The 15,894-nt window shown below is 65.3% G+C and carries 13 protein-coding genes; all 13 read right to left on the bottom strand.

Annotation, left to right across the window (positions count from 1 at the left end; all coding sequences use genetic code 11):
- Positions 1-20 precede the first annotated feature (20 nt).
- A complete protein-coding gene (locus tag DIE16_RS20645) occupies positions 21-914 on the bottom strand; it encodes a ParB/RepB/Spo0J family partition protein (RefSeq protein ID WP_006482728.1) in 894 nt (297 codons plus the stop codon).
- Positions 915-945: 31 nt separating this feature from the next.
- Entirely contained in the window at positions 946-1,725 is a 780-nt protein-coding gene (locus DIE16_RS20640) for a ParA family protein (RefSeq protein ID WP_044845234.1), read from the bottom strand.
- A 51-nt stretch (positions 1,726-1,776) separates the two neighbouring features.
- Positions 1,777-2,463: a 16S rRNA (guanine(527)-N(7))-methyltransferase RsmG gene (gene rsmG, locus DIE16_RS20635; RefSeq protein WP_124486820.1), complete on the bottom strand. Its 687-nt coding sequence runs from the start codon at positions 2,461-2,463 to the stop codon at positions 1,777-1,779.
- Positions 2,460-4,430 carry a tRNA uridine-5-carboxymethylaminomethyl(34) synthesis enzyme MnmG gene (mnmG, locus tag DIE16_RS20630; RefSeq protein ID WP_044845232.1) on the bottom strand — a complete coding sequence of 657 codons (1,971 nt, stop codon included), beginning with the start codon at positions 4,428-4,430 and terminating at the stop codon, positions 2,460-2,462. The genes rsmG and mnmG overlap by 4 nt, the downstream gene beginning before the upstream one ends.
- 502 nt (positions 4,431-4,932) lie before the next feature.
- Complete coding sequence (locus DIE16_RS20625) at positions 4,933-5,688, bottom strand: ABC transporter ATP-binding protein (protein ID WP_044845231.1); 756 nt, start codon at positions 5,686-5,688, stop codon at positions 4,933-4,935.
- Positions 5,688-7,472: an ATP-binding cassette domain-containing protein gene (locus tag DIE16_RS20620; protein ID WP_124893324.1), complete on the bottom strand. Its 1,785-nt coding sequence runs from the start codon at positions 7,470-7,472 to the stop codon at positions 5,688-5,690. The genes DIE16_RS20625 and DIE16_RS20620 overlap by 1 nt, the downstream gene beginning before the upstream one ends.
- A 4-nt stretch (positions 7,473-7,476) precedes the next feature.
- The gene (locus DIE16_RS20615; RefSeq protein ID WP_124893323.1) at positions 7,477-8,532 is read right to left on the bottom strand and encodes a branched-chain amino acid ABC transporter permease; all 1,056 of its coding nucleotides are present in this window, start codon (positions 8,530-8,532) and stop codon (positions 7,477-7,479) included.
- A 189-nt stretch (positions 8,533-8,721) separates the two neighbouring features.
- The gene (locus tag DIE16_RS20610; RefSeq protein WP_044845229.1) at positions 8,722-9,879 is read right to left on the bottom strand and encodes an ABC transporter substrate-binding protein; all 1,158 of its coding nucleotides are present in this window, start codon (positions 9,877-9,879) and stop codon (positions 8,722-8,724) included.
- Positions 9,880-11,021: 1,142 nt separating this feature from the next.
- A complete protein-coding gene (locus tag DIE16_RS20605; protein ID WP_044845249.1) occupies positions 11,022-11,996 on the bottom strand; it encodes a branched-chain amino acid ABC transporter permease in 975 nt (324 codons plus the stop codon).
- Positions 11,996-12,880: a branched-chain amino acid ABC transporter permease gene (locus DIE16_RS20600; protein WP_044845228.1), complete on the bottom strand. Its 885-nt coding sequence runs from the start codon at positions 12,878-12,880 to the stop codon at positions 11,996-11,998. The genes DIE16_RS20605 and DIE16_RS20600 overlap by 1 nt, the downstream gene beginning before the upstream one ends.
- Before the next feature lie 99 nt (positions 12,881-12,979).
- Entirely contained in the window at positions 12,980-14,179 is a 1,200-nt protein-coding gene (locus DIE16_RS20595) for an ABC transporter substrate-binding protein (protein WP_124520443.1), read from the bottom strand.
- 77 nt (positions 14,180-14,256) lie between these two features.
- Complete coding sequence (locus DIE16_RS20590) at positions 14,257-15,012, bottom strand: ABC transporter ATP-binding protein (RefSeq protein ID WP_124486816.1); 756 nt, start codon at positions 15,010-15,012, stop codon at positions 14,257-14,259.
- Complete coding sequence (locus tag DIE16_RS20585) at positions 15,009-15,788, bottom strand: ABC transporter ATP-binding protein (RefSeq protein WP_040142748.1); 780 nt, start codon at positions 15,786-15,788, stop codon at positions 15,009-15,011. The genes DIE16_RS20590 and DIE16_RS20585 overlap by 4 nt, the downstream gene beginning before the upstream one ends.
- Between the last annotated feature and the right edge of the window lie 106 nt (positions 15,789-15,894).

The following is a 15,894-nucleotide window of genomic DNA, read 5'->3' as shown; positions in this document are numbered from 1 at the left end:
TCTCCGTCAATCGCACCTCGTTACTCTTCCGTCGCGACGTTGCCGCGAAGGCGCGCGAGAATGCCCTCGAGCGCGTCGAGGTTGCCGAAGTCGATCAGCACCTGCCCTCGCCCGCGGCGGCCGAGCTTGATCTTCACCGTCGACGCGAGCAGGTCGGACAACTCCTCCTCGAGACGGCGCGTGTCGCGGCCGCCGTCATCCTTCGCACGCGCCTTCACCGCCGGCGCTTCCTTCGTCGTGTGCGCGACCAGCTTCTCGGTCTCGCGCACCGACATGCGCTTGTTCACGACCTGATGCGCGAGCGTGATCTGCGTCGCGGCGTCGACCGCGAGCAGCGCACGCGCGTGCCCCATGTCGAGATCGCCGGCCAGCAGCATCGTCTGCACCGGCGAAGCAAGGTTCAGCAGGCGCAGCAGGTTCGATACCGCGCTGCGCGAACGGCCGACCGATTCGGCCGCCTGTTCGTGCGTGAAACCGAACTCGTCGAGCAAACGCTGGATACCGTGCGCCTCTTCCAGCGGGTTCAGGTCCTCGCGCTGGATGTTCTCGATCAGCGCCATCGCCGCGGCGGCCTGATCGGACACGTCCTTCACGAGCACCGGCACTTCGTCGAGGCCAGCCAGGCGTGCCGCGCGGAAACGCCGCTCGCCTGCGATGATCTCGTATTTGTCAGATGAAATGGGCCGTACCAGGATCGGCTGCATCACGCCTTGCGCGCGAATGCTGGCCGCCAGCTCCTGCAGGCTGCCTTCGTCCATCCGCGTCCGCGGCTGGTACTTGCCGGCCTGCAGCTTGCCGAGCGCGAGCGTGTTCGGTGCCCCTTCGATCTTCACCGCTTCGGTGATGTCCGCACTGCCGCCGAGCAGCGCTTCGAGGCCACGTCCCAAGCCCTTCTTCTTTGGTACCGCGTTCATGTCTTTCTTCCTCGCTTCGCTCATGTCCGGATCACGACACCTCGAACGCGCGCACGCGATCGATCATCTCGGCACCGAACTGGAGATACGCCTGCGCACCGCGCGAATTGCGGTCGAACACGACGCCCGGCAACCCGTAACTCGGCGCTTCCGCGAGGCGCACGTTGCGCGGAATCACCGCGTCGAACACCTTGTCGCCGAAGTGCGCTTTCAGTTGATCGGAGACTTGCTGCTGCAGCGTGATGCGCGGATCGAACATCACGCGCAACAAGCCGATGATCTTCAGGTCGCGGTTCATGTTCGCGTGAACCTGCTTGATCGTGTTGACGAGATCCGACAACCCTTCCAGCGCGAAGTACTCGCACTGCATCGGGATCACGACGCCATGCGCCGCGCACAGCCCGTTCAGCGTCAGCAGCGACAGCGTCGGCGGGCAATCGATCAGCACGAAGTCGTAGTCGTCGGCCACATGCTCGAGCGCGGCCTTCAACCGACGCTCGCGGTTGTCGATGCTGATCAGTTCGATCTCGGCACCCGACAGCTCGCGGTTGGCCGGCAGCACGTCGTACGTGACACCCTCCGGACGCACGCGTGCGTCCGTCACCGAGACGCCGTCAACCAGCACTTCGTACACAGTCGACTCGCAGGCGGCCTTGTCGATCCCGCTACCCATCGTCGCGTTGCCCTGCGGGTCGAGATCGATCAGCAGGACTCGTTGCTCCTGCGCTGCAAGGCTTGCGGCGAGATTGACCGATGTCGTCGTCTTGCCGACGCCCCCCTTCTGGTTCGCAACGCAGAAGATCTTTGCCATCGTTGGTGTGTTCCCTTTACCTTCAAACAAACAGCGCGCTACCGCGCGCCTTCAATTCGCCTCGTCGACGGTGACCTCGATCAGATGCCGTTCGGCATCGAGCATCGGTACCGCCAGCCGCATCGTCTGCTTTACGCGACTGCCTTCCGGCAGCCGTGCAATTTCGTCGTCCGGGTGGACACCCTTCATCGCCCAGATCGATCCGCCGGGCGCGACGAGATGTCGAGCAAGTTTAACGAAGTCGGATAGATCCGCGAAGGCGCGGGATACGATCATGTCGAATTTTTCCGGCACTTCGACACCCGGCTGCAGCGATTCGACCCGCCCGGTGACGACCGACAGGTTCGCGAGCTTCAGCTCCGCACGCATCTGAGTCTGGAATGCAGACTTCTTCTGCACGATATCGTTCAGCGTCACTTGCCAGTCCGGCCGGACGATCGCCAGCACGATACCGGGCAACCCGCCGCCCGAACCCACGTCGAGCACGCGCGCCGATGCACGGTCGCGCAGATGCGGAACGATGGAGAGTGAATCAAGAATGTGCTGGATCAGCATCTGCTTCGGGTCGCGGATCGCGGTCAGGTTGTAGACCGCGTTCCACTTGCCGAGCAGCGCGACGTAATCGAGCAGCTGGTTGCGTTGCGTATCCGTCAATGCGATGTCGAGCGCAGCCGTGCCGTCGACGAGCATTTGTTCAAGTACGTCCCGATTAACCGCCGGCGCGCGACGCGCCGTCATTGTTGCGTCGGGACGGTGCCGTCCCCCTGCTCGGTCGCCTCTGCGGCAGTGCCATTACGACGGCCGAGGCCACGGCGCTTCAGGTGCACCATCAGCAGCGAGATCGCAGCCGGCGTGACGCCCGAGATCCGCGATGCCTGGCCGATCGTTTCCGGCCGGAACTCGTTGAGCTTCTGGCTCACTTCGAACGACAGGCCGCGCACCTCGCGATAGTCGATACCGTCCGGCAGGCGCGTGTTCTCGTTCGCATCGTTGCGCTCGATCTCGCTCGCCTGGCGTTCGATATAGCCCTGATATTTGATACCGATCTCGACCTGCTCCTTGATCTGCTCGAGCAGCACCGGATCGTCGGCCAACGGCTCCGCCGGACCGCATTCGCCGCCCTTCAGGCCACACACGCCGTCGTAGCTGATACCCGGGCGACGCAGCAGCTCCGCGAGGCTGTACTCGTGATCGATCGCCTTGCCGAGCAGCGCGGTCGCCTCTTCCGGCGGCAGCGTCTTCGGCGTGACCCATGTCGACTTCAGTCGTTCGGTTTCACGTGAAACAGCGTCGCGCTTCCGGCTGAACGCATCCCAGCGCACGTCGTCGACCAGGCCCAGCTCGCGGCCGATCTCGGTCAGGCGCATGTCCGCATTGTCTTCACGCAGGCTCAGACGATACTCCGCACGGCTCGTGAACATCCGGTACGGCTCGGCCACACCACGCGTAACGAGGTCGTCGACCAGCACGCCAAGGTACGCCTGGTCGCGACGCGGGCACCATGCGTCCTTCTCCTGTACGTAACGGCCTGCGTTCAGACCGGCCAGCAGGCCTTGAGCGGCCGCTTCTTCATAGCCCGTCGTGCCGTTGATCTGGCCCGCAAAGAACAGCCCGTTGATCGCCTTCGTCTCGAGCGATGCCTTCAGCGCGCGCGGGTCGAAGTAGTCGTATTCGATCGCATAGCCGGGGCGCAGGATGTGCGCATTCTCGAGGCCGCGCATCGAGTGCACGAGTTCGAGCTGCACGTCGAACGGCAGGCTCGTCGAAATCCCGTTCGGATAGAACTCGTTGGTCGTCAGCCCTTCCGGCTCGAGGAAGATCTGGTGCGATTCCTTCGACGCGAACCGGTGGATCTTGTCCTCGATCGACGGGCAGTAACGCGGGCCGACACCTTCGATCACGCCTGTATACATGGGCGACCGGTCGAGGCCGCCGCGAATGATGTCGTGCGTGCGCTCGTTCGTATGCGTGACCCAGCACGGCAACTGCTGCGGATGTTGCTCCGCACGGCCCAGGAACGAGAACACCGGGATCGGATCGAGGTCGCCCGGCTGCTCGTCCAGCTTCGAAAAGTCGATCGAGCGGCCGTCGATACGCGGCGGCGTACCGGTCTTCAGGCGGCCCTGCGGCAGCTTCAGTTCCTTCAGACGCGCCGACAGCGACACGGCCGCCGGATCGCCCGCGCGACCGCCCGTGTAATTGTTCAGGCCGACGTGGATCTTGCCGTCGAGGAAGGTACCCGCCGTCAGCACCACCGCACGTGCGCGGAATCGGATGCCGATCTGCGTGACGGCGCCCACCACGCGGTCGCCTTCGACCATCAGATCGTCGACGGCCTGCTGGAACAGCCACAGGTTCGGCTGGTTCTCGAGCCGATGGCGGATCGCAGCCTTGTACAGGATACGGTCGGCCTGCGCACGCGTCGCGCGCACGGCCGGGCCTTTCGACGAATTCAGGATCCGGAACTGAATACCGCTCTCGTCCGTCGCAGCGGCCATCGCGCCGCCGAGCGCATCGACTTCCTTGACCAGATGGCCCTTGCCAATACCGCCGATCGACGGATTGCAGCTCATCTGCCCGAGCGTTTCGATGTTATGGGTCAGCAGCAGCGTCTTCGCACCCATACGGGCCGATGCCAACGCGGCCTCCGTGCCGGCGTGCCCGCCGCCGACGACGATGACGTCAAATTCTGTGGGAAAAAGCATGGTGGATTCCGCGCGCAGGACTGCGCACGAACCTATCTGAGAAATGTATGGGCCGAATTATAGCGGGTTCGCTTTTCACCCGAAGGCCGTCCGAATGGTAGGGACCGTTCATTTAGCCGGTTTTTTTTCGGCCGATCGGCCGAGCTGTGCCGCCTAGCCGGCCTTGGCGGCGCTGGCGCGACCTCACCGCACATCGCCAAGCTGTGCAAAACCGAGGACCCGGTAGCGGCTCGTGAACCGACATCACCGTGACATCACCGTGACATCACAGTATTTCCGGTCAATCGCCCGGCACTTATCCCCTGTGGCGACCGACCACCGTCAACGCTCATTCCCTGTGCAACCCGACGCGATGAGCCCGCACTCTCGTCACAGTGCTTCCGCTGGTTGCTCCGGCACTTATCCCCACACTCGATTCACCGTCACGTCGCCCTCCCCCGAAACAAAAACGGCGTGTTTCACGTGAAACACGCCGCCCGTTTCCCGCCCACCGCCTCACCCATCAAGCCGTTTTCTTCGCAAGCCCCAGATACGTTTCGATTACCTGCGGATTCTGTGCCAACTCGGCAGCCGGCCCTTCCAGCGCAAACTCGCCAGTCTCCAGCACATAGCCGTAGTCCGAGATCTGTAGCGCGGCCCGCGCGTTCTGCTCGATCAGCAGCGTCGCGACGCCCGTGCCACGCAACGCGCTGATGATATGAAAAATCTCTTTCACGATCAGCGGCGCCAGCCCGAGGCTCGGCTCGTCCAGCATCAGCAGGTCGGGCTTACCCATCAGCGCGCGGCCCACCGCAAGCATCTGCCGTTCGCCGCCCGACAGCGTGCCGGCCGCCTGCTTGCGCCGCTCCTTGAGCCGCGGAAACAGCGCGAATACATGATCGAGCTGGTCGAGGAAGTTCGACTCACCCGCGACCTTGCGGCGATACGCGCCCAGCACGAGGTTGTCCTCGACGGTCATCGTGCTGAACAGCTCGCGCTTTTCCGGCACAAGGCACATCCCGCGCGCGACGCGCTGCTCGACGGGCAATGCGCCTACGTCGTTACCGCGGTAAACGATCGCGCCCGACGCGTGCCCGGTCACCGGCAACGCGCCCATGATCGCGTTCAGCAGCGTCGACTTGCCGGCTCCGTTCGGGCCGATCACGCTGACGATCTGCCCTGCGCCGACCTTGATCGCCGCACCGTGCAGCGCCTCGACCTTTCCGTACCGCACCGCCAGCCCGCGTACCTCGAGAATCGGCATCGTCGTGTCCGTCATCACTCCACCCCGCCCAGATACGCTTCAAGCACCGCCGGATCCTGCTGCACGTCCTGCGGCAGCCCTTCCGCGATCCGCGTGCCGAATTCCATCACCACCAGCCGGTCGGTGAGGTTCATCACGAAATCCATGTCATGTTCCACGAGCAACACGCTCATCCCTTCGGCCTTCAGGCGCCGCAGCAGGTCCGCGAGCTGCTGCTTCTCCTGGTAGCGCAGCCCGGCCGCCGGCTCGTCGAGCAGCAGCAGCGTCGGATCGCAGCACAGCGCGCGCGCGATTTCGAGAATCCGCTGCTGGCCAAGCGCGAGGCTGCCAGCTTCGTCGTACATGTGCTTCTCCAGCCCGACCCGGCGGATCTGTCGTGCCGCTTCAGCCAGCAGCTGCGCTTCCTCACGGGCATTGAGCCGCGCGATGCTGCGCCAGACGCCCGTATGGCCGCGCAAATGCGCGCCGATCGCGACGTTCTCGAGCACCGTCATCGTCGGCAGTAGCTTCACGTGCTGGAACGTCCGGCCGATCCCGCGGCGGACGATCTGGCGCGACGTGAGCCCGTTGATCCGCTCGCCGCGGAACGTGATCGTGCCGCCGGTCGGCTGCAGCACGCCGGTCACGAGGTTGAACGTGGTCGACTTGCCCGCGCCGTTCGGGCCGATCAGGCCGACGATCTGCCCCGCTTTCACGTCGAAACTGACGTCGTTGACGGCCACCAGCCCGCCGAACTGCTTGCGCGCGTTGTCGACCACGAGCAGCGGCTCGCCTGCCACCGGCTTCGCGCGCTGCGGCAGCGGGTCGGCATGGTCGGGCACATGTGCGCGCGGCCCGCGTGGAAACAGCTTCGCGACGAACGGCCATACGCCCTGGCGCGCGTACTGCAGCAACAGCACCATCAGCACGCCGAACACGATGATCTCGAAGTTGCCTTCCGAGCCGAGCAGCTTCGGCAACAGCGTCTGCAGGTAGTCCTGCAGCACGGTGAGGATCGCCGCACCGAGCACCGCGCCCCATACGTGCGACACGCCCCCGACCACGGCCATGAACAGGAATTCGATCCCGTGGTTCAGGCCGAACGGGGTCGGGTTCACCGCGCGCTGCAGGTGCGCGTACAGGAAGCCCGATACCGCGGCGAGCACGGCCGCGTAGGTGAAGATCACGACGCGCATCCACGCGGTGTTCACGCCCATCGCTTCGGCCATCACGCCGCCGCCGCGCAGCGCGCGGATCGCGCGGCCGGGCCGGCTGTTGAGCAGGTTCTGCACCGACACGATCGCGGCCAGCACGACGGCCCAGATCAGGAAGTACAGGCTGCGGCCGCTGCCGAGCTCGATGCCGAACAGGTTCAGTGCCGGAATCCCGTTGATCCCGTCGTACTTGCCGAGCAGCTCGAGGTTGCCGAACAGATAGAACAGCGCGAGCCCCCAAGCGATCGTGCCGAGCGGCAGGAAATGCCCGGACAGGCGCATCGTGACCGCGCCCAGTACCAGCGCGACGAGCGCCGTCAGCACGACGCCGACGATCAGCGCGAGCCACGGCGACACGCCGTATCGCGTGGTCAGGAATGCGGTCGCATACGCGCCGATGCCGACAAACGCGGCCTGCCCGAAGCTCGTCATCCCGCCGACGCCCGTCAGCAGCACGAGCCCGATCGCGACAATCGCGTAGAGGCCGATGTAGTTCAGCAGCGTGATCCAGTATTCGGGCACCTGCAGCGCGCCGGGCAGCACCGGCAGCGCGAAGAGCACCACGAGAAACACCCAGAAGGTCTTGTTGCGTACCATCGTCTTCATCGCGTCACTCCTCTTCCTCTTCCGCATGCGGCGCCGCGAAACTGCGCCACAGCAGCACCGGGATGATCAGCGTGAACACGATCACTTCCTTGTACGCGCTCGCCCAGAACGACGAATACGATTCGAGCACGCCGACCAGCAGCGAGCCGGCGGCCGCGAGCGGATAACTGACCAGCCCGCCGATGATCGCGCCCACGAAACCCTTCAGGCCGATCAGGAAGCCGGAGTCGTAATAGATCGTCGTCAACGGACCGACGAGGATGCCGGACAACACACCGAGCCCGGCCGCCAGCGTGAATGCGAGCCGCCCTGCTTCGGTCGTGCCGATGCCGACCAGCCGCGCGCCGAGCCGGTTCACCGACGTCGCGCGCAGCGCCTTGCCGGCGATCGTGCGGCCGAAGTACACGTAGAGCGCGCCGATCAGCACCAGCGCGGTCACGACCACGAGGATGCTCTGCACCGACACCGTCATGCTGCCGACCGACAGCGACGCATCCGCGAAGCCGTTGGTACGCGAGCCTTCTGCGCCGAACATCACGAGCCCGAGGCCGACCATCGCGAAATGGACGGCGACCGACACGATCAGCAACAGCAGCGTCGTGCCTTCGGCGATCGGCTGATAGACGAGCCGGTAGACGAACGGCCCCATCGGCACGACGATCGCGAGCGTCAACGCGATCTGCGCAAGCATCGGCTGCGGCTGCGCGGCAAAGCTGCGCGTGATCGCGAACACCGCGAGCGGCAGCAGCACGTAGCGGCTGCCGAGCGTCGCGAGCGTGCGGCCGAGTTGATGGCGGCGTTCGCGATGGCGGACCAGGCCGCCGACTTCCAGCAGGAAGCACGCGATGCCCATCACGAACAGCAGCCAGCAGGTGGCGGGAAATTTCTGCGCCTGCAACGCCGCAAGCGTGAGCGCACCGTAGGCGACGAATTCGCCCTGGGGAATGAAGATCACCCGCGTGACGGAAAACACCAGCACGAGCGCCAGCGACAGCAATGCATAAATGGCGCCGGTCGTGATGCCGTCTTGCGCGAGGATCGCCGCAATCGAGAGATCCATACGTTTCGTGTATCGAGAATGCTGCGGAGAAACGGCGACGGGAACGGCCCGCGCGCGGACGGCAAGACCGGCGGTCAGGCGTCGCGTTGCGGGCTTCCCGGCATTCCATGCGGCGCGAGCACGGATCGCCGCGCCGCCGACGGCGCGCACGGCACCGTTCGCGCCGCGCCCGCCGGTTTCACGTGGTGCTTACTCGGCCTGCAGCTTCCACTTGCCGTCGACGATCTGCACCATCACGCGCGCCCGCGTGTCGAAGCCGTTGTGATCGGTCGCCGTCGTGTTGATCACGCCGTGCGACACGGGCAGGTCCTTCACGCTCTCGAGCGATGCGCGCAGCGCCTCGCGGAACGCCTCGGTGCCCGGCTGGCCCTTCTTCAGCGCATCGGGAATCGCACGCTGCAGCAGCAGGCCCGCATCCCATGCATGGCCGCCGAAGGTCGCCAGCGAACCGGCCCCGTACGCCTTTTCGTATGCGGCCTTGTAGCCGAGCGCCGGCTTCTTCACCGGATTCGAATCGGGCAGCTGGTCGGTCACGAGCACCGGGCCGGCCGGCAGGATCTCGCCTTCGCAATCCTTGCCGCACACGCGCAGGAAGTCGTTGTTCGCGACGCCGTGCGTCTGGTACACCTTGCCCTTGTAGCCGCGCTCCTTCAGCGTCTTGGCCGGCAGCGCGGCCGGCGTGCCCGAACCGGCGATCAGCACCGCGTCGGGATTCGAGCCCAACAGCTTCAGCACCTGCCCCATCACCGACGCGTCGGTGCGGTTGAAGCGCTCGTTCGACACGAGCTTCAGGCCGTTCTTCTCGGCCGCCGCGCTGAACGTCTTGTACCAGCTGTCGCCGTACGCATCGGCGAAGCCGATGAAGCCGACCGTCTTCACGCCATGCTTCGCCATGTAGCCGGCGATCGCGTCGGCCATCAGCTGGTCGTTCTGCGGCACCTTGAACATCCATGCGCGCTTCGCGTCCATCGGCGAGATGATCTGCGCGCTCGCCGCGAGCGAGATCGTCGGCGTCTTGCCCTGCGACACCGGATCGAGCATCGCGAGCGAGTTCGGCGTGACGGACGAGCCGATGATCGCGTCGACGTGATCCTCGTCGATCAGCTTGCGCACGTTCTGCACCGCGCGGCTCGTGTCGGACGCATCGTCGAGCACGATGTACTGGACGCTCTTGCCCGCGATTTCCTTCGGCAGCAGCGCGATCGTGTTCTTTTCCGGAATCCCGAGCGAGGCGGCCGGCCCGGTGGCCGACAGCGTCACGCCGATCTTCACCTGCGCCGACGCCGTGGCCGCCGCACCCACGAGGCCCGCGGCAAGCAGAACCTCCATCCATCGATTCATCTTCATTTACGTTGTCTCCAAACGCTGCTCGAAAAATCCGTGGGTCGCTCGGGCGGCTCCCGGTCCTCAAACAAATTAATAAATTAACTATCTCGCCGTACCGCGTCTACGCTCGTTTTCCCGTGAAACGCCGGCGTCGCAATCGAGCCCCGGCGATAGCGCGCACGCACGCGCCGCGGCGCGTTCCGAAACGGTCGTTCGACCGCCACGATGCGCGGCAGCAATGTCGCCAGGATGAAGGGAACGGAGAAACGCAGCGTTGCGCGAGACGCGATCGATGCGAATGCAACGATCGCGGGAAGGTCGGCCGGCCGAGCCTGGTTCGGCTCCGCAAGCGCGCGGCACACGATCGGAAAACCGGCGGTTCATGCGCATCCGAACGACGCGTCGGATGCGAACGCAACGACCGGAGAAGCCGCCGTGCCGGGCAATCGCTCCAGAACGCGCATACCGTCCGCAGGACGGCTCGTAAAAGCCCGGGCATACCGATGCACCGCCGCCCCCGAACGAGCGGCGCCAGCCGCCCGTCGCACCCCGATCCATCGTCCCGCGCTTCTCATCCAACCGCACTCCCTCTTCTGCATTTTGCTTGTAGGAGAACTGCCGACTATTTTCCCGACCGCACGGTCGGCGAAAGCTGAGTGTAACGGACGCTTTTTGCGCACGCCAACCGGGTAAGCCCGGACGGCATGCGCGTGGCTGCGCGCCAGCGGCGATCGACTGGCAGGATTGGACGAAAACGGGGGGACGGGATGAAACGCGAGCGATGCGAGATGAGGTGAGGCAGAAACGGGCGCGGGAAACGCGGCGCCACTCGCCTGCACCATCAATGGAAATTCGCGCACACAAATGAAAAAGCGCTGTTGGATTCCGTCCAACAGCGCTTTGGGGTCCGGGCACTTTGTGCCTCGATTGTCTCCTCGTTCTCCACCTGCAAATTCGTTTCGCGGTGCATCAGAACTGAAACGAAGATTAAAGGACCTTTCACCCTGCGACAACTTAGCATTTACCCCTATGGTGCATCGCCGCACGAAAATGGGGCACCAGCCTTGCCGCGCGGCACCGTCCCGAGGCCGCCGCGACGCCCTTCCCGGCCGCGCCGGATGGTGCTTCGCATCAACGCGTCGCCACGCCGCGGCGCGCTGCAATCAGGACGGCCTGAGCGTCTTGACCCGTGCGACCATCTCGCCGACGATCCCGCGCCGGAACGCAAGCACGCATGCGATGAAGATCAGCCCGGTGACGATCGTCGCCGATTCGCCGAGCGAGTGGAACCAGCCGATGCCCGTCATCGACGCGAGCCATTCGCCGATGTCGCCGAGCCGGTCCTCCAGCGCGACGATCAGCGCCGCGCCGAGCAGCGGCCCGAACAGCGTGCCCATCCCGCCGACGAGCGTCATCAGTACGACGAGGCCCGACATCGTCCAGTACGCGTCGGACAGCGTCTCGAAGCCGAGCACCAGCACCTTCAGCGAACCGGCCAGCCCCGCGAGCCCGGCCGACAGGATGAACGCGAGCAGCTTGAAGCGGTCGGTGTCGTAGCCGAGCGAGATCGCGCGCGCCTCGTTTTCCTTGATCGCGACGAGCACCTGGCCGAACGGCGAGTGCACGATGCGCACGATGAACGCGCACGCCGCGACGATCACCGCGAGCACGACGTAGTAGAGCGCGACGTCGTTCGACAGGTCGACGACCCCGAACAAATGCCCGCGCGGCACGCCCTGCAGGCCGTCCTCGCCGTGCGTGAACGGCGCCTGCAGGTAGATGAAATAGACCATCTGCGCGAACGCGAGCGTGATCATCGCAAAGTAGATGCCCTGCCGGCGGATCGCGAACAGGCCGACGACGAGCCCGAGCAGCGTCGCGGCGAAGGTGCCGACGAGCACGCCGAGCTCCGGCGTGAAGCCGAGCGTCTGGATCGTATAGCCGGTCGCGTAGCCGGCGGTCGCGAGGAACATCGCATGGCCGAACGACAGCAGCCCCGTATAGCCGATCAGCAGGTTGAACGCGGCCGCGAACAGCGCGAACGTGAGCACCTTCATCACGAACACCGGATACGCGCCGATGAAGGGGGCTGCGAGCAGTGCGGCGAGCAGCACGCCGTAGAGCACTTTTCTCTGCATCATTTTTCCTTGCCGAACAGGCCAGCCGGGCGGATCAGCAGCACGATCGCCATGATCACGAACACCACCGTGGCCGACGCTTCCGGATAGAACACGCGCGTGAAGCCCTCGATCACGCCGAGCATCAGCCCGGTGATGATCGAGCCGAGGATCGAGCCCATCCCGCCGATCACGACCACCGCGAACACGGTGATGATCATCGGCTGGCCCATCAGCGGCGACACCTGGATCACCGGCGCCGCGAGCACGCCCGCGAATGCCGCGAGCGCGACGCCGAAGCCGTAGGTGAGCGTGATCATCATCGGCACGTTCACGCCGAACGCCTCGACGAGCTTCGGGTTCTCGGTGCCCGCGCGCAGATAGGCGCCCAGGCGCGTCTTCTCGATCACGAACCAGGTCGCGAGACACACCGCGAGCGACGCGACGACCACCCACGCGCGGTAGTTCGGCAGGAACATGAAGCCGAGATTGGTCGCGCCGGACAGCTGCGAAGGCACGTCGTACGGCTGGCCGGACGACCCGTAGACCGAGCGGAACACGCCTTCGACGACGAGCGTGAGGCCGAACGTGAGCAGCAGCCCGTACAGGTGATCGAGCTTGTACAGCCAGCGCAGCATCGAGCGCTCGACCAGGATCCCGAACGCGCCGACGATCAGCGGCGCGAGCGCGAGCATCGCCCAGTACGGCAACCCGAAATACGACAGCCCCATCCACGCGAGCATCGCGCCCAGCATGAACAGCGCGCCGTGCGCGAAGTTGATCACGTTGAGCAGCCCGAAGATCACCGCCAGCCCGAGGCTCAGGATCGCGTAGAACGAGCCGTTGACGAGCCCGAGCAGCAACTGGCTCAGCATCGCCGGCAACGGAATGCCAAAGATTTCCATCGACTTAGCCGTCCGAATGAGTTTCGTTGCGTGCGCAACCGTCATGCCGTCGTGCACGCGGGCGGTGCAGCGGCCACATCGCTGCGGCCGCGCCCGCGCTTACTTCCATGCCGCGCAGCGCGTCTCCTGCTTGGTCGTGAACGCCTGCTCGCCCGGAATCGTCGCGAGCACCTTGTAGTAGTCCCACGGCTCCTTCGATTCCGACGGCTTCTTCACTTCCATCAGGTACATGTCGTGAATCATGCTGCCGTCCTGGCGGATGTAGCCCTTCGCGTAGAAGTCGTTGATCTTCGCCTTCTTCAGCTCGGCCATCACCTTGTCGGAGTCGGTCGTGCCGGCCGCCTGGACCGCCTTCAGGTAGGTCGTCACCGACGAGTAGTCGGCCGCCTGCAGGCTCGACGGCATCTTTTTCATCTTGCCGAAGTAGCGCTGCGCCCACTGGCGCGCCGTCGCGTCGCGGTTCCAGTACCAGCTGTCGGTCAGCACGAGGCCCTGCGTCGTCTCGAGGCCGAGGCTGTGCACGTCGTTGATGAACATCAGCAGCGCGGCGATCTTCATCGACTTCGTGATGCCGAACTCCTTCGCGGCCTTGATCGAGTTGATCGTGTCGCCGCCCGCATTCGCGAGGCCGAGGATCTGCGCCTTGGACGACTGCGCCTGCAGCAGGAACGACGAGAAGTCCGACGCCGACAGCGGGTGCCGCACCGTGCCGAGCACCTGGCCGCCGCTCGCCTTCACGACGTCCGACGTGTTCTTCTCGAGCGCCTTGCCGAATGCGTAGTCGGCGGTCAGGAAGAACCAGCTCTTGCCGCCCTGCTTCACCACCGCCGAGCCGGTGCCCTTCGCGAGCGCCATCGTGTCGTATGCGTAGTGGACCGTGTACGGCGTGCACTGCTCGTTGGTCAGCGTGTCGGCGCCCGCGCCGATGTTGATGTAGACCTTCTTCTTCTCGGCCGCGACCTGGTTCATCGACAGCGCGGTCGCGGAGTTCGTGCCGCCGACCAGCAGGTCGAGCCCACCGCGGTCCATCCATTCGCGCGCCTTCGACGCGGCGATGTCCGCCTTGTTCTGGTGATCGGCATAGACGACCTCGATCGGCTTGCCGAGCACCTTGCCGCCGAAGTCGGCGACCGCCATCCGGATCGCCTCGAGGCCGCCCTGCCCGTCGATGTCCGCGTACAGCCCCGACATGTCGGTGATGAAGCCGATCTTCACGCTATCCGCGGCGTGTGCGGCGCCGGCGGTGAACGCTGCGGTCGCGACCGCCAGACACGCGTGTGCGAGGGTCTTCATTTTCATTGACGTCTCCTGTTGTTCTGATGCGTTGTGGTTGTTCGTAGGCCGCCACGGCTAGCGGCAAGGGAAACGGGGCGGCGTCACACCCCGAGCAGGTCGTGAAGGATCGGCATCTTGCCTTCCAGTTCGGATGAGCGGAAATGCTCGACGATGCGGCCATGTTCCATCACGTAGAAGCGGTCGGCGAGCGGCGCGGCGAAGCGGAAATTCTGTTCGACCATCACGACCGTGTAGCCGCGCGCCTTCAGCGCGACGATCATGCGCGCGAGCGCCTGCACGATCACCGGCGCGAGGCCTTCGGAAATTTCATCGAGCAGCAGCAGGTTCGCGCCGGTGCGCAGGATCCGCGCCACCGCGAGCATCTGCTGCTCGCCGCCGGACAGCCGCGTGCCCTGGCTCTGCCGGCGCGACGCGAGGTTCGGGAACATCGTGTAGATCTCGTCGAGCGACATCGCGTGCTCGCGCGGGCCGATCGGCGGCGGCAGCATCAGGTTCTCCTCGCACGACAGGCTCGAGAAGATTCCGCGCTCCTCCGGGCAATAGCCGACGCCGAAATGCGCGATGCGGTGCGTCGCGAGGCCGATCGTCTCGTTGCCCGAAACCTTGATCGAGCCGCTGCGGCGGCCGGTGAGGCCCATGATCGCGCGCAGCGTCGTGGTGCGGCCCGCGCCGTTGCGGCCGAGCAGCGTGACGACCTCGCCGCGATGAACGCTCAGGTCGACACCGTGCAATATGTGGGATTCCCCGTACCAGGCCTCGAGGCCCGTGATCTCCAGCGCGGGCGTGCCGCTCTCGACGCCGCTCAATTCGCGTTCCTCCCGTTCGCTGTGCTTCATGCGTGCGCCCCCGCGAGCGCCGCATCGGCGCTGCCCATGTAGGCCTCGATCACCAGCGGATTCTTCGACACTTCCGCATACGAGCCCTCGGCCAGCACTTCGCCGCGTTGCAGGACGGTGATCGTGTCGGAGATGCCCGCGATCACGTTCATGTTGTGCTCGACCATCAGGATCGTGCGGCCGCTCGCCACCTTCTTGATCAGCGCGGTCACGCGATCGACGTCCTCGTGGCCCATCCCTTGCGTGGGCTCGTCGAGCAGCATCAGTTCGGGTTCCATCGCGAGCGTCGTCGCGATCTCGAGCGCGCGCTTGCGGCCGTATGCGAGTTCGACCGTCGGCACGTGTGCGAAATCGGTGAGGCCGACCTGCGTGAGGAGATCCATCGCGCGATCGTCGAGGCGCCGCAACGTGCGCTCGCTGCGCCAGAAATGGAATTCGGTCCCGAGCGCGCGCTGCAGGCCGATGCGCACGTTCTGCAACGCAGTCAGGTGCGGGAATACCGCCGAGATCTGGAAGGAACGGATGATGCCGCGCCGCGCGACCTGCGCGGGCCGCTCGTCGGTGATGTCGATGCCGTTGAAGACGATCTGGCCGGCCGTCGGTGTCAGGAACTTGGTCAGCAGGTTGAAGCAGGTGGTCTTGCCCGCGCCGTTCGGTCCGATCAACGCATGGATCGCGCCGCGCCGCACACGCAGGTTGACACCGTTCACGGCGGTGAAGCCCCTGAATTCCTTCGTCAGTCCGCGTGTTTCGAGAATCGTGTCGCCGAGAATCATGTTCCCTTCCGTACGAAGTCAGGCGAAGCACCGGGAGGATTCGCGCAAGCGACCGCGAACAAGTCCGCGGATCAGCGGGCTGCCCCCGGGGCGCCGTATTACGCCT

Source organism: Burkholderia sp. Bp9090 (genome assembly GCF_003857985.1).
In the GTDB taxonomy this organism is placed as follows: domain Bacteria; phylum Pseudomonadota; class Gammaproteobacteria; order Burkholderiales; family Burkholderiaceae; genus Burkholderia.
Note: the sequence above shows the minus strand (reverse complement) of the source record. Positions and strands in the feature narration are given on the sequence as shown.